The organism is Actinosynnema sp. NPDC023794, from assembly GCF_040639675.1.
In the GTDB taxonomy this organism is placed as follows: domain Bacteria; phylum Actinomycetota; class Actinomycetes; order Mycobacteriales; family Pseudonocardiaceae; genus Actinosynnema; species Actinosynnema luteola.
The window spans coordinates 116,846-133,645 of the sequence record NZ_JBFAFR010000016.1 but is presented as its reverse complement, the minus strand read 5'-3'; the positions used below and the strand labels follow the sequence as shown (position 1 = coordinate 133,645).

Genomic DNA, 16,800 nt, shown 5'->3' with positions numbered 1-16,800 from the left:
GTGCCGTTCTCGCCTGAGCCTGGCTAGGGCTCTTCGCGCTGCTTGCGCAGCTTGGTGAGCGCCTCTTCGAGGATCGCCTCACCGTCCGCGTCGGAGCGCCGCTCCTTCACGTACGCCAGGTGCGTCTTGTACGGCTCGTTGCGCGGCGGAGCAGGAGGTGCCTGCTCGTCACGCCCGGCCGGCAGACCACACCGGGGGCAGTCCCAGTTCTCCGGGATCTCGGCTTCGACCGCGAACGACGGCCGAGACTCGTGCGCGTTCGCGCACCAGTACGACACCCGACGTCGGGGCGCGGACTCGCCGCGCTCCGATTCGCCCATCGGGCCTGCGCCGACGCGGGTACCGCGAATCGCGTTACCACCAGCCATCGACCCTCACACCCCCACCACGTGGTTTCCCTGTGTCCGCGTCGGCCGACGTCGTCGGCGCCCGCCGACCTGTGTCAGTTGACCTTCATCAGCAGCCCGATGCCCACGATGGCGATGACCCAGATCGCGCCGACGAACAACGTCAGCCGGTCGAGGTTCTTCTCCACCACGCTGGAACCGGACAGGCTGGACTGCATGCCGCCGCCGAACAACGAGGACAGACCGCCGCCACGCCCGCGGTGCAGCAGCACGAGCAGGATCAGCAGCAGGCTGGAGACGAGCAGCAGGATCTGCAGGAACAGGATCATTTCTTCCTCGCTGTCAGGCAGGTGACGCCACAGAGTACCCGGTCGACTGCCGACCGTGGACCACCGCGGGTGAAGAGTGTGTCAATCCGTCAGGGTAGAGGGCCGCCCGCGGCGAGTGCACACAGCTTCGCGAACTCGTCCGCATCCAGGCTCGCACCACCGACAAGGGCGCCGTCGACGTCCTTCTGAGCGATCAACTCGGCGATGTTGCCGGACTTGACCGAGCCGCCGTAAAGCACTCGAACGGCCGAAGCGACGTCCTCGCCGTAGAGCTCGGCGAGCTTGACCCGAATGGCGGCGCACACCTCCTGTGCGTCAGCCGACGAGGCGACCTTGCCGGTGCCGATGGCCCACACCGGCTCGTAGGCGACGACGACGTCGCGCACCTGCTCGGCGGTGAGACCCTTCAGGCCCGCGACGAGCTGCTCGGTGCAGTGCTCGACGTGCCCGCCTGCCTCGCGGACGTCCAGCTGCTCGCCGAGGCAGAAGATGGGCGTGACGCCGTGCTTCAGGGCGGCCTTGACCTTCTTGTTGACCACGCCGTCGTCCTCGTTGTGGTACTCACGCCGCTCGGAGTGGCCCACGGTGACGAAGGAGCAGCCGAGCTTGGCCAGCATCGGGCCGGACACGTCGCCGGTGTAGGCGCCCGAGTCGTGCGGCGACAGGTCCTGCGCGCCGTACTTGAGCAGCAGCTTGTCGCCGTCGACGAGGGTCTGGATCGACCGGATGTCGACGAACGGGGGCAGCACCGCGACCTCGACCTTGGCGAAGTACTTCTCCGGGAGCGAGAAGGCGATCTTCTGCACCAGGGCGATGGCCTCGAGGTGGTTGAGGTTCATCTTCCAGTTGCCCGCGATGAGGGGCTGACGCTGAGCCATCACGCCTCCAACACAGACACGCCGGGCAGTTCCTTGCCCTCCAGGTACTCCAGGGACGCCCCACCACCGGTGGAGATGTGCGAGAACCCGTCTTCGGGCAGGCCGAGCGCGCGCACGGCCGCGGCCGAGTCGCCGCCGCCGACCACGGTGAACGCGTCGCTCTTGACCAGCGCCTCGGCCACCGCGCGGGTGCCGCCGGAGAAGGCCTCGAACTCGAACACGCCCATCGGGCCGTTCCAGAACACGGTCTGCGCGTCGGCGAGCTTCGAGGCGAACAGCTCGCGGGTGGCCGGGCCGATGTCCAGGCCCTGCCGGTCGGCGGGGATGGCGTCGGTGGCGACGACCTCGAACTGCGCGTCGGGCGCGAAGTCGACGGCGGCCAGCACGTCGACCGGGAGCACGAGCTCCACGCCGCGCTTCTCGGCCTCGGCGAGGAAGCCGCGGACCTGGTCGAGCTGGTCTTCCTGGAGCAGCGAGCCGCCGACCTCGTGGCCCTGGGCCTTGAGGAAGGTGTAGGCCATGCCGCCGCCCACGAGGAGCCGGTCGACCTTGGTGAGCAGGTTCGCGATGACGCCGAGCTTGTCGGACACCTTCGCGCCGCCGAGCACGACGACGTAGGGGCGCTGGAGGTCGTCGGTGAGCTTGCGCAGCACCTCGACCTCGGCCAGCACGAGGCCGCCCGCGTAGTGCGGGAGCTTCTTGGCCACGTCGTAGACCGACGCCTGCTTGCGGTGCACGACGCCGAAGCCGTCGGAGACGAACGCGTCGGCCTTGGCGGCCAGCTCGTCGGCGAGGGCGGCGCGCTCGGCGTCGTCCTTGCTGGTCTCGCGGGCGTCGAAGCGGATGTTCTCCAGCAGCACGACGGTGCCGTCGCCGGCGGCCTCGGCGCCGATCTCGACCGTCTGGCCGAGCAGCTCACCGAGCCGGACGGCGACGGGCGCGAGGGAGAACTTGGGGTCGGGCTCGCCCTTGGGGCGGCCCAGGTGCGCGGCGACCAGCACGCGGGCGCCCGCGTCCACGAGCGCCTTGATGGTGGGCACCGACGCGCGGACGCGGCCGTCGTCGGTGATCCGGTCGCCGTCGAGGGGGACGTTCAGGTCGGCGCGCACGAGGACGCGCCGACCCGAGACACCCTCGCTGAGCAGATCGTCGAGAGTCTTCACAGCGAGTGATCCGTCTCTTCGCTCAGAGCTTGCTGGCGACGAGGTTGACCAGGTCGGCGAGGCGGTTGGAGTAGCCCCACTCGTTGTCGTACCAGCCGACGACCTTGACCTGGTTGCCGATGACCTTGGTCAGCGGCGCGTCGTAGATGCACGACGCCGGGTCGGTGACGATGTCGGCCGACACGATCGGGTCGGTGTTGTAGCGCAGGTAGCCCTTGAGCGCACCGTCCGCGGCGGCCTTGTAGGCGGCGTTGACCTCGTCCACGGTGACGTCGCGGCCGACGGTGACGGTCAGGTCGGTGGCCGAGCCGGTGGGCACGGGCACGCGCAGGGCGTAGCCGTCGAGCTTGCCCTTCAGCTCCGGCAGGACCAGGCCGATCGCCTTCGCGGCACCGGTGCTGGTGGGCACGATGTTCAGCGCGGCGGCACGGGCGCGGCGCAGGTCCTTGTGCGGCGCGTCCTGCAGGTTCTGGTCCTGGGTGTAGGCGTGGATCGTGGTCATGAGGCCACGCTCGATGGTGAAGCTGTCGTGCAGCACCTTGGCCAGCGGGGCCAGGCAGTTGGTGGTGCACGAGGCGTTGGAGATGACGGTCTGCGAACCGTCGTACTGGTCGTCGTTCGCGCCCAGCACCACGGTGAGGTCCTCACCCTTGGCCGGTGCGGAGATGATGACCTTCTTCGCGCCACCCTCGTCGACGTGCTTGCGCGCGGCCGAGGCGTCGGTGAAGAAGCCGGTCGACTCCACGACGACGTCGACGCCGAGGTCCTTCCAGGGCAGCTTGCCGGGGTCGCGCTCGGCCAGGGCCTTGATGACCTTGCCGTCGACCGCGATGCCCTCGTCGGTCACGGTCACCTCGCCGTCGAGACGGCCGAGGATGGAGTCGTACTTGAGCAGGTGGGCCATGGTGTTGACGTCACCGAGGTCGTTGAAGGCGACGATCTCGATGTCGTGCCCGCTGGCCTGAACGGCGCGCCAGAAGTTGCGACCGATGCGGCCGAAACCATTGACACCTACGCGAACCGTCACGGTGAGTCTCCTCGGTACTCGACTGGCGTTGTCCGCCAGGGGCGTGCAGTCATGGGCTGACCAGGCAGCCGAGAGCCAGCCTAGCCTCCGGCCTGCGTCCCTGGTCACGTGGACCACCAGGATCTCTTTATCGAACAAGAAAATCCAGCTTGACCGGCTTGTTACCTCTGGGTAACTCAGGCACGGGGGCTTCGTGACCCCGGAGTGCGGTCGTGCCGTGGCTCGGTGCCGGGATCGGCGGGTCCCAGCGTATGACGCTCGGTGCTCGCGTGCAGGATGCGCGTTGCGTGACGGAGGGTGGCCGTTCCGAGCGTTGAATTCGGGGGTCCTGAGCGTAGGACACGCGGGTTCCGAACGTAGGACACACGCGACGCGGACGTAGGACTCACGCGGCCTGAGGGTTCGACACGCGCGGGGTCAGGGGTTCTTGCGCTCTCGCACCACGGCGGTGACGCGCGTGCCGCCCGCCACCAGTTCGACAGCCTGATAACGCTTCCCTGAACGGACTACGTCCCGCACCACACGAACGGGTTAAGCTGCGCCGCTTTTGTCATCGACCGTGGTGGTGAGTTGTGGCGCTGGTCACCGAAGAGCCGACCTCGACGCGCGCGCACGGCGATCGCCGCCCCGTCGTGAGGGCCGACATCCAGGGCATGCGCGCGCTGGCCGTCGGCCTGGTGATCTGCTACCACCTGCGGCCCGAGTGGCTGCCCGGCGGCTTCGTCGGCGTCGACGTCTTCTTCGTGCTCTCGGGCTTCCTGATCATCGGCACGCTCACCGGCGAGGTCCGGCGCACCGGGCGGGTCGGGCTGCTCGACTTCTACGCGCGGCGGATCCGCAGGCTCCTGCCCGCCGCCACCGCCGTCCTCCTGGGGGTCGCGGCCGCGGTGTTCGCGGTGCTGCCCGAGTCGCGGTGGCCGACCGTGCTGCGCGAGGTCCTGTTCTCCGCGGTCAACGCGCAGAACTGGCTGCTGGCCGTGCTGTCGAACGACTACGGGCACGCGGGAGTCGGCGCCTCACCGGTGCAGCACTTCTGGTCGCTGGCCGTCGAGGAGCAGTTCTACCTGGTCATCCCGCTGGTGCTGCTGGTCGCGGCCACCCTCGCGGCACGCCGGGGCGGCCGGCCGGTGCGGTACGCCGCGGTCGCGGTCGGCGCGATCACGGTCGCGTCGTTCGCGTTCTCGGCCTGGTACACGCCGGTCGACCCGGGCGCGGCGTACTTCGTCACGCCGACCCGGATGTGGGAGCTCGGGATCGGCGGCCTGGCCGCCATGGCGCTGCACCGGCTGCGGCTCGGCTCGGCGGCACGCGTGCTGCTGGGCTGGGGAGGCGTGGCCGCGGTGCTGGTGAGCGCGTTCTGGTTCAGCACGGGCATGGCGTTCCCCGGCTGGATCGCGGCGCTGCCGACCGTCGGCGCCGCCGCGATGCTCCTCGCCCGGGACGACTCGCTGGCGCGCGTGCTCGGCGTGCGCCCGCTGACCTACGTCGGCGACATCTCCTACAGCCTGTACCTGTGGCACTGGCCGGTGATCGTGTTCGTGCTCGAGTTCACCGGGCGCGAGGCGCTGGACCGGTACCAGGTCGTGTTCGCCGGGGCGCTGAGCCTCGTGCTGGCGGCGTTGTCGAAGCACTTCGTCGAGGACCCGTTCCGGCGGCGCAAGCGCGACCGCAGGCGCGTGACGTACGGGATCGGCGCGGCGATGGTCGCGGTGACCGTGGCGGTCGCGTCGGGCGGGTGGGCGTCGGCCGAGGCGACGCTGGCGGCGTTGCGCGGCAGGTCGGTGATCGACGCCGACCACCCCGGCGCGCTGGCCCTCGACCCGAGCCGCCCGGTGCCCGCGCCGGCCGGCGTCCCGCTCGCACCCGCGCCCGCCGTGGCCGGGGAGGACGGGCCGCTCGGCGACCTGCCGGGCGATTGCAACATCTACGACATGACCGCGGAGCCCTCGGCGTGCACGTACGGGGAGCCCGAGGCGACCAGGACCGCGGTCATCGTCGGCGATTCGCACGCCGCCCAGTTCAGCAGCGCCCTCGCCGAGTTCGTGCGGCACGAGGGCGCCGGCCGGTGGCGGGTGAAGGTCGTCGTGCGCAACGGCTGCCCGTTCACCGCCGTGCCGCCGTCGGACGCGGGCACGCCGCTGACCGTCTGCTCGGACGAGAACATGAAGAAGCTCGACCTGATCCGCGACCTGGCGCCGGACCTGGTCGTCACCGCCGCCATGTCGCCCGAGTCCTACCGCTCGGACCTGGACTGGACCTGGGAGTCGCCGGACCGCGCGGTCGAGGGTTATCGGACCATGCTCACCGCGCTGTCGGACGCGGCCATCCCGGTCGCCGTGATCCGCGAACTGCCCCGGCCGGCACGCCCGGTCGTGCCGTGCCTGGAACGCCGCCCCGACGACCCCGCCGACTGCGACACGCCCCGGGCGCGGGCCATGGGCTCGGCGACCGACCCGCTGGCCGACGCCGCGACCGGTCTGCCGGGCGTGCGGGTGGTCGACCTGACCGACTGGATCTGCCGCGCCGACACCTGCCCGGCCGTGGTCGGCAACGTGGTCGTCTACCGCGACAACCACCTCACCGACACCTACGTGAGGTCCCTGGCCGACCCGCTCGTCACCGCCCTGGGACTCCGCTGACGCGGCAGCTGCTCCGTCAGACCTCGGCCTCGAGCATGTCCGCCGTCACGGCGGACTCGGTGTCCGGCATGCCCAGTTCCTTCGCCCGCTTGTCCGCCATCGCCAGGAGTCTGCGGATGCGGCCCGCGACGGCGTCCTTCGTCATCTGCGGGTCGGAGAGCTGGCCCAGTTCCTCCAGCGAGGCCTGCCGGTGCGCCAGCCGCAGGGCTCCCGCCGCGGCCAGGTGGTCGGGCGCCTCGGCGCCCAGGATCTCCAGCGCGCGCTGCACCCTGGCCGCGGCGGCGACGGCGGCCCGCGCCGAGCGCCGCAGGTTGGCGTCGTCGAAGTTCGCCAGGCGGTTCGCCGTCGCACGCACCTCGCGGCGCATCCGGCGCTCCTCCCAGGCCAGCACGCTGTCGTGCGCGCCGAGCCTGGTCAGCATCGCGCCGATTGCGTCGCCATCCCTTATCACCACGCGCTCCGCGCCGCGCACCTCGCGCGACTTCGAGCCGATGCCCATCCGCCGCGCCGCGCCGACCAGAGCCAGCGCCGCCTCAGGCCCGGGGCAGGTCACCTCCATCGACGACGACCGGCCCGGCTCGGTCAGCGAGCCGTGCGCCAGGAACGCGCCGCGCCATGCCGCCTCCGCGTCGCACACACCGCCCGACACGACCGGCGCGGGCAGTCCTCGCACCGGACGTCCGCGCGGGTCGAGCAGACCCGTCTGCCTGGCCAGACCCTCGCCGTCCTTCACCACGCGCACCACGAACCGGGTGCCCTTGCGCAGCCCGCTGGACGTGATGGTGAACACGTCCGACTGGTGCCCGTACAGCTCGTGGATCTCGCGGCGCAGCCGGCGCGCCGTCGAGCCCAGGTCCAGCTCCGCCTCGACGACCACCCGGCCGCCCACGATGTGCAAGCCGCCCGCGAACCGCAGCAACGAGGCGACCTCCGCGCGGCGGCAGCAGGTCTTCGAGACGGCCAGCCTGCTCAGCTCGTCCTTCACCGCCGACGTCATCGCCACGGCGCCTCGCCTCCCCTGCTCGTCCGGTCTTCCTGGAGGGTTGTACTCGACGCCCCTCCGGTCTCGTCACCAGGGCCGGCCAACGCACTGGTGATGCTCGACGCCAGCGCGGTCGGGTCGTGCCGGTCGGGCGCGCCGGCCACGGCGATGGGCGCGAGGTGCGCCGCAGCGCCGAGAGCTGCGGCGGCCCTGCGCAGCCGGTCCGGAACGGGCACCGCGTCGACGTCCGCGATCACCGCGTCCACCCGCAGGGCGGGCGCGTGCGCGCACAGGACGTCCAGGTGCAACTCCGGCGAGAAGCCGTCGGTTTCCCCCGGTTGGGGGACGAGGTTGAGCACGACCACCTTGCGCGCCGACGTGCGCACCAGGGCGTCGTGCAACTCGGGCACGAGCAGGTGCGGCAGCACGCTGGTGAACCACGAGCCGGGCCCCAGCAGCACGACGTCGGCCGCGAGCACCGCCTCCACCGCCTGCGGGCAGCCGCGCGGCGCCTCGCCGGGGCCGCCCGGCCCGTTGAGCCGGATCCGCTGCACGCGGCCCGGCGTGGTGGCGATCGCGACCTGGCCGCGGATGCGGCGCACCACGTCGTCGTCATCGTCCAGGCCGGTCACGTCGGCCTCGATCGACAACGGCTCCGTGCACATCGGCAGCACGCGACCGCGCACGCCGAGCAGCCGTCCCGCCTCCTCCAGCACGGCCACCGGGTCGCCGAGCTGCTCCAGCAGGCCCGCCAGCACGAGGTTGCCCACCGCGTGCCCGGCGAGCGCGCCGGTGCCGCCGAACCGGTGCTGGAACAACGTCGCCCACAACGCGCTGGAGGCGTCCGCGCCGGCCAGCGCCACCATCGCCTTGCGCAGGTCGCCGGGCGGCAGCAGGCCCAGCTCGCGGCGCAGCCGCCCCGAGGAGCCGCCGTCGTCCGCGACCGTCACCACGGCCGTCACGTCGTCGGTCACCTTGCGCAGGGCGGTGAGCGTGGCGTGCAGCCCGTGCCCACCGCCCAGCGCTACCGCTGCGAAGCTCACTCGCGTCCCAGGTCCCGGTGCACGACCTTGACGGCCATGCCGTCCTCGCTGGCCAACCGGCCCGCGAGCTCCTCGGAGATGGCCACGCTGCGGTGCTTGCCGCCGGTGCAGCCGACCGCCAGCGTCAGGTACCGCTTGCCCTCGCGCCGGTAGCCGGCGCCGATCAGCCGCAGCAGCTCGTGGTAGCGGTCCAGGAACTCCTCCGCGCCCTCCTGCGTGAGCACGTAGTTGCGCACGTCGCCGTCCAGGCCGGTCTGCTCGCGCAGCTCCGGGATCCAGAACGGGTTCGGCAGGAACCGCACGTCCATCACCAGGTCGGCGTCCATCGGCAGGCCGTACTTGTAGCCGAACGACAGCACCGTGACGCGGGTGCGGGTCGCCGACTCCGTGCCGAACGTGTCCTCGATCTTGGCCCGCAGCTGGTGCACCGACAGCGCCGAGGTGTCCAGCACCAGGTCGGCCTCCTCGCGCAACGGCGTGAGCAGGATCCGCTCGGCCTCGATGCCGTCGGCCAGGCGGCCGTCCGCCTGCAACGGGTGGCCGCGGCGCACCGACTCGAACCGGCGGATCAGCACGTCGTCGGTGGCCTCCAGGAAGAGCACCTTCGGCTTGTAGCCGCGCGCGTCCAGGTCCTTGATCACCGCCGCCAGGTCCTCGGTGAACGCGCGGCTGCGCACGTCCATCACCACCGCGACCCTGGTGATCGCACCCCTGGCCTGAGCGCCCAGCTCCACCATGGTCGCGATCAGCTCGGGCGGCAGGTTGTCCACCACGAACCAGCCCAGGTCCTCCAGGCACTTCGCGGCCGTGCTGCGGCCCGCCCCCGACAGGCCCGTCACCACCGCGACTTCGATGCCGGACTTCTCGCCGGCCGGTGCGCTCACGTTCGCTCCCCTTCGGTACCCGCCGTGCCCAACGTCGCGTGCACGGCCTCCGCGGTGCGCCGGCCCACTCCGGGCACCACGCTGATCTCCTCGATGCTCGCCTCGCGCAACTTCTTCAGCGAGCCGAAGTGCTTCAACAGGGCGGCCTTGCGCGTCTGCCCCAGTCCCGGCACGTCGTCCAGCGCCGAGGTCGTCATCCGCTTCGACCGCTTCTGCCGGTGGTAGGCGATGGCGAACCGGTGCGCCTCGTCGCGCACCCGTTGCAGCAGGTACAGGGCCTCGCTGGTGCGGGGCAGGATCACCGGGTCCGGTTCGCCGGGCACCCACACCTCCTCCAGCCGCTTCGCCAGGCCGACCACCGCGACGTCCGTGATGCCGAGCTCCGCCAAGACGTCGGAGGCTACCTGCGCCTGCGGCGCGCCGCCGTCCACCACCAGCAGGTTCGGCGCGTACGCGAACCTGCGCGGCTTGCCGGTCTCCGGGTCGATGCCGGGCGTCGGGCCGCCGTCGTCCTTGTTGTCGCGCAGGTACGCCTGGAAGCGCCGCCGCACCACCTCGGCGATCGAGCCGACGTCGCCCTGCTCGGCGCCCTCGCGCACGGCGAACCGGCGGTACTCGGACTTGCGCGCCAAGCCGTCCTCGAACACCACCAGCGACGCCACCACGTCCGTGCCCTGCACGTGGCTGACGTCGGTGCACTCGATCCGCAACGGCGCCGTGTCCAGGCCCAGCGCCTCCTGCAGCTCCTGCAAGGCCGCCGACCGGGCCGTCAGGTCGCCCGCGCGGCGCAGCTTGTGCTGCTGGAACGCCTCCTTGGCGTTGCGCTCCACCGTCTCCATGAGCGCCCGCTTGTCGCCGCGCTGCGGCACCCGCAGCGCGACCCGGCCGCCGCGCAGGCCCGACAGCCACTTCTCGACCGCCTCGGCGTCGTCGGGCAGCTCCGGCACCAGCACCTCGCGCGGCACCGGCGCCGCCTCCACGCCGCCGGCCCGCGCCGACTCGACCTGCTCGCCGTAGAACTGGGTGACGAACTGGTCCACCAGGCCCGTCACACCGGTCTCGTCGACCTTGTCGACCACCCAGCCGCGCTGGCCGCGCACCCGGCCGCCGCGCACGTGGAACACCTGGACCGACACCTCCAGGTCGTCCTGCGCGAACGCGACCACGTCGGCGTCCGTTCCGTCACCGAGGACGACGGCCTGCTTCTCCAGGGCGCGCTTGAGGGCCGCCTGGTCGTCGCGCAGGCGTGCGGCCTTCTCGAACTCCAGCTCCTCGGCGGCGGCCGTCATCTCGCGTTCGAGACGGCGCACCATCGAGTCCGTCTTGCCGGCCAGGAAGTCGCAGAAGTCCTCGACGATGTCGCGGTGCTGGTCCGCGTCGACCCGGCCCACGCACGGCGCCGAGCACTTGTCGATGTAGCCGAGCAGGCAGGGGCGGCCGATCTGGCCGTGCCGCTTGAACACGCCCGCCGAGCACGTGCGCGCCGGGAAGACGCGCAGCAGCAGGTCGAGCGTCTCGCGGATCGCCCAGGCGTGCGCGTACGGGCCGAAGTAGCGCACGCCCTTGCGGCGCGGGCCGCGGTAGACGTGCAGGCGGGGGAACTCCTCGTGCAACGTCACGGCCAGGACCGGGTACGACTTGTCGTCGCGGTAGCGGACGTTGAAGCGCGGGTCGAACTCCTTGATCCAGTTGTACTCGAGCTGCAGCGCCTCGACCTCGGTGCCGACGACGGTCCACTCGACGCTCGCGGCGGTGGTCACCATCTGCCTGGTGCGCGGGTGCAGGCCGGCGACGTCGGCGAAGTAGGAGTTCAGGCGTTGGCGCAGGCTCTTGGCCTTGCCGACGTACACCACGCGCCCGCCCGCGTCGCGGAACTTGTAGACGCCGGGTGCTTCGGGGATGGTGCCTGTCGCAGGGCGATAGGTCGACGGATCGGCCACCGGACAAGCGTACGTGGGGGGACCGACAAGCCTGCCGAGACCGGGCTCTGTCCGAGTGCGCCGCCTCACGCGTCGCGGGCGAGGTCGCCTGGAAGTCGACCTCGCCCGCCCTCGCGGGGTTTCAGGCCGGCACGATCTGGCCGGCCTCGACCTTCACCGGGACCTCCTTCAGGCCCGTGGTGGCCGGGCCCTTGGTCACCTGGCCGTCCGAGGCGTTGAACGTGCTGCCGTGGTTCGGGCAGGTGATCACGCCGCCCTCGGGCGGCGACACGGCGGTCCCCTGGTGCGGGCAGGTGGCGTAGTAGGCCTTGACCGTCTCACCGGTGCGGACCAGCACGAGCGGCTTGCTGTCGGTCGGGTTGCCCGCGATCAGGCCGCCGCCGTCGGGCACGTCGGCCAGCGCCGCGATGATCGGCGGCCCGGACGGGGTGGTGCCGCCACCGCCGGGCGTCGTGCCGCCACCGGTCGGGGTGGTGCCGCCCGGGGTGGAACCGCTGCTGCACGCGGCCAGGCCGCCCGGCACCGCCAGCGCGACCAGCACGCCGCACAGCACCGAGCGACGGGACAGCCCTGTCTTCTCCGTTGAACTCAAAGCAGGTCCTTTGCTACGTGGTGGGTGGTCGTTCGGCCACACAGGCAATACGACACCACGTGAAGCTGGGTTCAACACCCCAGCCCTTGGGACGGCTTCTTCAGGAAAGCAACACGTCCGGCCCGGACACCGCCACCGCGACCTCCGCCAACCCCCGCGGTGACGGGCCGGACAGCACCGCCCCGGTCGTCGGGTCGAACGCGGAGCGGTGCGTGGGACAGCTGATCGTGCCGCCGGCGGGCGGGTTCACCGTCGTGCCCTGGTGCGGGCAGGCCGGGTTGAACGCCCGCACCTCCGACTCCGACGGCCTGACCAGCAGCAACTGGCCGTCGCCTCCGACGTCGACCAGCGCGCCGGAGCCCACCGGGAGGTCGGCGAGCCCGGCCACGCGGTCACCCGCGCGGGCCGAGCCGACGCCGGGCCGACGCGTCGGCGCGCCCGAGCCGCAGGAGGTCAGGGGCACGCCGGCGGTCAGGGCGAGCAGTCCGCACAGCAGCGTCCGTCGGTCCACCCGCCCATCTTCGCCTACTGGTCCTTCGCCACCGCCGTCCGGGCCAGCGCCAGCACCGCCGTGAACGGCGGGAACCAGTGCCGCGAGTGCGACGGCGGGTTCGCCCACCTCAGCGACCCGTACCGGGTCATCGTCGGCGGCAGCGCGATGCGCTGCGGCGAGCGGACGAACTGGACCTCGGCCGGCGCCTTCAGGTGCGTGGGCAGCAGGGCGACCAGCTCGGCGAGGAAGATCCAGTGCTCCCGCGGGCCGGGGATGACGGTGACCGGACCGGCGAGCATCCGGGCCTTGAGGTCGGCCAGGACGCGCGAGCCGATGCGGGCGGGCATGGCCAGGGCCGTGGTGGCGGGTCCGAGCGGCAGGAAGACGCCCTGCTCGGTGACGGAGACCTTCCAGCCCAGCAGCCGGTAACCCGCGATCGCCTCACCGAGTGCCTGCTGGTGCGCGCGGTCGCGTGGTCCGTATCGCGGGCCGTTGTCGGCGGTGGTGGCGGCGGTGATGCTCATCGGCGGAGGTCCCTCCCCGGTCGGGTGGAGTGGGCGGCGTGCGCGGGCCGCGGGGGTCGTCCCGGCACTGGCACACCACGCAGCGTCGGCCCGATCCGGACGTTTCACCACACCGTTATCGGGTCGGATCCATGCACCGGACGAATCGCCCTTATCCACCACCCGGCGTAACGGGGCCTCCGACCAGGGGCCCACCCCGCCTTATGCAGGAAATGCATGGACTCCTGATCACATCTCTATACACTGGTGAGCACGCTCAGTGACGGGAGCGAGCCATGGAACGGAAAGCTCGAAGAGCAGCCAGTACCAGGCGCGCATGCCCGACGTGCGGGGCGCTGATCGCCGCCGACAACACCGACCGGCTCTGCCAGCGTTGTCGCCGCAACGCGCGGACCGAGCTCTACGGACCACCCGAGGTACCCGGGGACTTCTGGGACCACGAGGTGATGGCCGCCGCGTTCTCCGACCGGAACATGGGCGCCCTCCTCGCCGCCTACCGGCACCACCCCCGGCACGTCAGTCGCGTCACCCAAGACCGCATGGCGTCCTGGCTGGGGATCTCCCAGGCGCAGCTCTCGCGGTACGAGACCGGTGAGAACCCGATCGACCGGATCGACCGGCTGCGCCACTTCGCGCGGGCGCTCGGCGTGCCGGCCGACCGGCTGTGGTTCGACCGCGTCGGAATCCCAAGCCAGGCGGACGCCGATCGCGGCGCCCCGCCCGATGTGCTCGCCGCGGCGTGGGACGCGTCGAGCATTGCCAGATCGGTCGAGGAGACGGCGAGGAACGACTTGGCGATCAGCAGACGAGCGGCGCTCACCGGAGCCGCCGCGGTGGCGATGGGTCCCGCACTGGTCGAACCGTTGCAGAAATGGCTCCACCCCTTGCAGCCCCTGTCCAAGTGGTCGTCCAGCGCGGCGATCAGCGAGGAGGAGCTGGCGGCGTTGCAGCGCGTCGCCGACGGGCTGCGCGGGTGGGGTGGCCGAGGCGGGTACGGGTTGGCGCGCAAGGCGGTGCTCGGGCAGTTGGAGGAACTGGCCGAGCGGTTGTCGCGGGCGCCGGCGGGCCCGACCACGGAACGGGCCTTCTTCATCGGGGCCGAGCTGTCCAAGGTGGCGGCGAGCATGTCGTGGGACGCGGGCATGCACGACGCCGCGCAGCGGTACTACGTGCTCGGGGTCCGCATGGCGAAGGCCGGGCGCAACGACCCGTTCGCCGCCCTGTGCCTGGCGGCGATGGCCAGGCAGATGTTCGACCTCGGCCGGCCCGAGGACGGTTTAGAGCTGGTCCAGCTGGGCCAGTACGGCACGCGGCGCAACGCCACCCCGACGTTGCAGGCGCTCCTGCTGACCCGTGAGGCGTGGGCCTACGCGCAGATGGGTCGGGTGCGGGAGTTCCACCGGGCGGTCGGGCAGGCGCAGGACAGCTTCGCGCAGCGGCGGCCCGGTTCGGACCCGTGGTGGCTGGACTCGTTCGACGAGGCGGAGCTGGAAGGCGTGATCGGCGCCCGCATGAGGGACCTGGCCGGGCACGACCCGAAGCAGGCGCCGATGGCGGAGCAGCACATCCGGCGTGCGCTCGACCTGCGCGACCCGGCGAGGGTGCGCAACCGGGCGTTCGACGTCATCGGGTTGGCCCGCACGAAGATGGTGTCGGGCGAGCCCGAGGAGGCGTGCGGGCTGATCCAGCAGGTGCTGCCGACGGCGGCCGGCCTGGCGTCCGGGCGGGTGGTGCGCAAGCTGCAGGACTTCGCCAAGGAGGCCGAGCGGCACCGCGACCTGGCCGTCGTGCGCGACACCCGTGAGGCGATCCGCGGGGTCCGGACGGCCTAGTGATGCGGGTGGGGATCACCGGGCACAGCAAGCTGGCGCCCGATTGCGTCGACGCCGTGCGAGAGGCCATCCGCGTGGCGTTGGAGGCCGAGGCGTCGGGCGGGTCATCCCTGGTCGGGGTGACCTGCCTGGCGCCGGGCGCGGACCAGCTGTTCGCGCGGGTGGTGCTGGAGCTGGGCGGCCGGGTCGAGGTCGTGCTGCCCGCGATGGACTACCGGGAGAAGCTGAAACCGGAGAAGCGGGCCGACTACGACGAGCTGCTGGCACAGGCCCACGTGGTGAGCGTGCTGCCCAACGAGCTGTCGGGACGGCACGCGTACGTGATGGCGAACGAGCGGATGCTCGCGTCGGTGGAGCTGCTGATCGCGGTGTGGGACGGGCAGCCGCCGGACGGGCGCGGCGGCACGGCGGACGTCGTGGAGACGGCGCGCGCGTCGGGCGTGCCGGTGGTGGTCGTGTGGCCGGAGGGCGCGCGACGCGGTTAGGACGCGGACAGGAGCTGTCCGCGTTGGCCGGCAGACTGCGGCTCATGCTGGAGACCTCGGCCCGTCTGCTCAAGCTGCTGTCGTTGTTGCAGGTGCGCCGCGACTGGACCGGAGCGGACCTCGCGCGACGCCTCGGCGTCGACGTCCGGACCGTGCGGCGCGACGTCGACAAGCTGCGCACCCTCGGCTACCCGGTCAACGCCGCGCCGGGCGTGTCGGGCGGTTACCAGCTGGGCGCGGGCGCCGAGTTGCCGCCGTTGTTGCTGGACGACGACGAGGCCGTGGCGGTCGCCGTGGGGTTGCGCACGGCGGCCAACGGCAGCGTGGCGGGCATCGAGGAAACGTCCGTGCGCGCGTTGGCCAAGCTGGAGCAGGTGCTGCCGTCCCGGCTGCGGCGGCGGGTGAACGCGCTCCAGGCGCACACCGTCGCGTTGCCGACGCGCGGGGCGCAGGTCGACGCGGGCACTTTGACCGCCATCGCCATCGCGTGCCGCGACCACCAGCGGCTGCGGTTCCCCTACGCCGGGCGCGACGGCGACACCCGCCGCCACGTGGAGCCGCTGGGCCTGGCGCACACCGGGCGGCGGTGGTACCTGGTGGCGTGGGACGTCGACAAGGCGGACTGGCGGACGTTCCGGGTGGACCGGATCGAGGGGGAGCCGTCCCCGGGCGCCCGCTTCACGCCGCGCGAGCCGCCGGCGGAGGACCTGGCGTCGTACGTGGCGCGGCAGTTGTCCGTCGCGCCGCACCAGCACGTGGCCCGGCTGATCATGCACGCGCCGTACGACGTGATCGCGGCGCGCACCTCGTACGGCCCGATCGACCTGGAGCGGATCGACGACGAGCGGACCCGGCTGACGGTCGGCGCGTCGGCGTTGGAGGACGTCGGCCCGTGGATCGCGATGATCGGCGTCGACTTCGAGGTGGAGGGCCCGGAGGAGCTGAGGCAGCACCTCCGGGCCACCGCCGAGCGCCTGCTCCGCGCCGCCGGTCCGTGACGCCTACGCCGTGCCCGGGAACCGCAGGACGATCTCCCGACGGTCCTCGACGTGCTTGGCGACGACGGTGTCGACCGTGACGTGGTCGACGTCCGACGCGTACAGCTCGTCCGGTGAGGTGGCGTCCAGGCGGAGGAAGTCGTCCAGGTCGGGCGACAGGCCCCACACCGCGTAGCCGTCGTCCTGCACTTGCACGGACGTGCCGACGGGCAGGGATCGCTTGGCCTCCCCCCAAGCGCGGGTACGGGCCTCGGCCTCCGCCAGCACGCACGGGACGAACCCCGCCGGCGGGCGGTAGTGGTGCCGTACGACGTAGTGGTACACCAGGTTCGGCGCCGCGTAGACGACGCCGTCCGGACCGGGAACGCGGATCTCCGCGCTGCCCAGCGTGAGCAGGTCCTCCTCGAACGGCTCCCGCACCGGGTACGCGGCTCCCGGTCCGCACAGCTCACAGCCGTGCCACCCGCGCGTGACGTGGACGAGGTGGTACCGGACCAGCACCGCCAGCGCCTCGACCAGGCCGGGTTCCGGTTCGCCGACCTCGAACCGCGACTCCCGGCCCAACCACCCGACGTTGACCGTCGGTGCCGTCTCCCCGCTCCAGTACGCGTAGGGCGTCAGGTCTTCGTACGTCGTCATGTCGT

General features: G+C 72.0%; 17 protein-coding genes. 4 read left to right on the top strand and 13 right to left on the bottom strand.

Translation table 11 applies throughout. The annotated features are described in order from the left end of the window. Positions 1-23: 23 nt before the first annotated feature. The 5 genes from AB0H12_RS28505 to gap form a co-directional block, all read right to left on the bottom strand. Positions 24-368 (bottom strand): RNA polymerase-binding protein RbpA, encoded by a 345-nt coding sequence (locus tag AB0H12_RS28505; RefSeq protein WP_015103628.1) that lies wholly within the window; start codon positions 366-368, stop codon positions 24-26. Positions 369-442: 74 nt separating this feature from the next. After that, the gene (gene secG / locus AB0H12_RS28500) at positions 443-676 is read right to left on the bottom strand and encodes a preprotein translocase subunit SecG (RefSeq protein ID WP_230569159.1); all 234 of its coding nucleotides are present in this window, start codon (positions 674-676) and stop codon (positions 443-445) included. Between the two features lie 89 nt (positions 677-765). Then, the gene (gene tpiA, locus AB0H12_RS28495; protein WP_499626881.1) at positions 766-1,554 is read right to left on the bottom strand and encodes a triose-phosphate isomerase; all 789 of its coding nucleotides are present in this window, start codon (positions 1,552-1,554) and stop codon (positions 766-768) included. Further along, a complete protein-coding gene (locus AB0H12_RS28490; protein ID WP_499626879.1) occupies positions 1,554-2,717 on the bottom strand; it encodes a phosphoglycerate kinase in 1,164 nt (387 codons plus the stop codon). Before AB0H12_RS28490 ends, tpiA begins: the two co-directional genes overlap by 1 nt. Before the next feature lie 22 nt (positions 2,718-2,739). After that, positions 2,740-3,744 carry a type I glyceraldehyde-3-phosphate dehydrogenase gene (gap, locus tag AB0H12_RS28485; RefSeq protein WP_230569162.1) on the bottom strand — a complete coding sequence of 335 codons (1,005 nt, stop codon included), beginning with the start codon at positions 3,742-3,744 and terminating at the stop codon, positions 2,740-2,742. 572 nt (positions 3,745-4,316) lie between these two features. Here gap and AB0H12_RS28480 point away from each other — a divergent pair. Further along, a complete protein-coding gene (locus tag AB0H12_RS28480; protein ID WP_499626877.1) occupies positions 4,317-6,383 on the top strand; it encodes an acyltransferase family protein in 2,067 nt (688 codons plus the stop codon). Positions 6,384-6,399: 16 nt separating this feature from the next. On the opposite strand, the gene whiA is transcribed toward AB0H12_RS28480, so the two are convergent. The 7 genes from whiA to AB0H12_RS28445 form a co-directional block, all read right to left on the bottom strand. Further along, positions 6,400-7,386, bottom strand: a complete 987-nt coding sequence (whiA, locus tag AB0H12_RS28475) for a DNA-binding protein WhiA (protein ID WP_230569164.1) — start codon at positions 7,384-7,386, stop codon at positions 6,400-6,402. Then, complete coding sequence (locus AB0H12_RS28470; RefSeq protein WP_499626876.1) at positions 7,377-8,408, bottom strand: gluconeogenesis factor YvcK family protein; 1,032 nt, start codon at positions 8,406-8,408, stop codon at positions 7,377-7,379. The genes whiA and AB0H12_RS28470 overlap by 10 nt, the downstream gene beginning before the upstream one ends. Continuing rightward, a complete protein-coding gene (gene rapZ, locus AB0H12_RS28465; RefSeq protein ID WP_170232487.1) occupies positions 8,405-9,262 on the bottom strand; it encodes an RNase adapter RapZ in 858 nt (285 codons plus the stop codon). The genes AB0H12_RS28470 and rapZ overlap by 4 nt, the downstream gene beginning before the upstream one ends. Before the next feature lie 26 nt (positions 9,263-9,288). Further along, positions 9,289-11,232, bottom strand: a complete 1,944-nt coding sequence (uvrC, locus tag AB0H12_RS28460; protein ID WP_499626874.1) for an excinuclease ABC subunit UvrC — start codon at positions 11,230-11,232, stop codon at positions 9,289-9,291. Positions 11,233-11,353: 121 nt separating this feature from the next. Further along, entirely contained in the window at positions 11,354-11,824 is a 471-nt protein-coding gene (locus AB0H12_RS28455) for a Rieske (2Fe-2S) protein (RefSeq protein WP_499626872.1), read from the bottom strand. A 100-nt stretch (positions 11,825-11,924) separates the two neighbouring features. Next, positions 11,925-12,335 (bottom strand): Rieske (2Fe-2S) protein, encoded by a 411-nt coding sequence (locus AB0H12_RS28450; protein WP_499626870.1) that lies wholly within the window; start codon positions 12,333-12,335, stop codon positions 11,925-11,927. Positions 12,336-12,349: 14 nt separating this feature from the next. Next, positions 12,350-12,841, bottom strand: coding sequence for a hypothetical protein (locus AB0H12_RS28445; RefSeq protein WP_073894610.1), 492 nt, complete (start codon positions 12,839-12,841; stop codon positions 12,350-12,352). Positions 12,842-13,116: 275 nt separating this feature from the next. Here AB0H12_RS28445 and AB0H12_RS28440 point away from each other — a divergent pair, with 275 nt between their 5' ends. Genes AB0H12_RS28440 through AB0H12_RS28430 form a run of 3 tightly spaced genes read left to right on the top strand, consistent with a single transcriptional unit; the run spans position 13,117 to position 16,156 of the window. Further along, positions 13,117-14,673, top strand: coding sequence for a helix-turn-helix domain-containing protein (locus AB0H12_RS28440; protein WP_499626868.1), 1,557 nt, complete (start codon positions 13,117-13,119; stop codon positions 14,671-14,673). A gap of 2 nt (positions 14,674-14,675) precedes the next feature. After that, on the top strand, positions 14,676-15,158 hold the full coding sequence (locus AB0H12_RS28435; RefSeq protein ID WP_499626866.1) for a hypothetical protein: 483 nt from the start codon (positions 14,676-14,678) through the stop codon (positions 15,156-15,158). A 44-nt stretch (positions 15,159-15,202) separates the two neighbouring features. Then, positions 15,203-16,156, top strand: coding sequence for a helix-turn-helix transcriptional regulator (locus tag AB0H12_RS28430; RefSeq protein WP_499626864.1), 954 nt, complete (start codon positions 15,203-15,205; stop codon positions 16,154-16,156). Between the two features lie 3 nt (positions 16,157-16,159). Here AB0H12_RS28430 and AB0H12_RS28425 read toward each other — a convergent pair whose 3' ends face one another. Continuing rightward, positions 16,160-16,795 (bottom strand): DUF7919 family protein, encoded by a 636-nt coding sequence (locus tag AB0H12_RS28425; protein ID WP_499626862.1) that lies wholly within the window; start codon positions 16,793-16,795, stop codon positions 16,160-16,162. Positions 16,796-16,800 lie beyond the last annotated feature (5 nt).

What these genes read in the sequence shown, in the direction of transcription:
- AB0H12_RS28430 (WP_499626864.1), top strand. Translation starts at nt 15,203, where the DNA reads ATGCTGGAGACCTCGGCCCGTCTGCTCAAGCTGCTGTCGTTGTTGCAG.
- AB0H12_RS28505 (WP_015103628.1), bottom strand. Translation starts at nt 368, where the DNA reads ATGGCTGGTGGTAACGCGATTCGCGGTACCCGCGTCGGCGCAGGCCCG.
- secG (WP_230569159.1), bottom strand. Translation starts at nt 676, where the DNA reads ATGATCCTGTTCCTGCAGATCCTGCTGCTCGTCTCCAGCCTGCTGCTG.
- AB0H12_RS28445 (WP_073894610.1), bottom strand. Translation starts at nt 12,841, where the DNA reads ATGAGCATCACCGCCGCCACCACCGCCGACAACGGCCCGCGATACGGA.
- AB0H12_RS28440 (WP_499626868.1), top strand. Translation starts at nt 13,117, where the DNA reads ATGGAACGGAAAGCTCGAAGAGCAGCCAGTACCAGGCGCGCATGCCCG.
- tpiA (WP_499626881.1), bottom strand. Translation starts at nt 1,554, where the DNA reads ATGGCTCAGCGTCAGCCCCTCATCGCGGGCAACTGGAAGATGAACCTC.
- AB0H12_RS28425 (WP_499626862.1), bottom strand. Translation starts at nt 16,795, where the DNA reads ATGACGACGTACGAAGACCTGACGCCCTACGCGTACTGGAGCGGGGAG.
- AB0H12_RS28435 (WP_499626866.1), top strand. Translation starts at nt 14,676, where the DNA reads ATGCGGGTGGGGATCACCGGGCACAGCAAGCTGGCGCCCGATTGCGTC.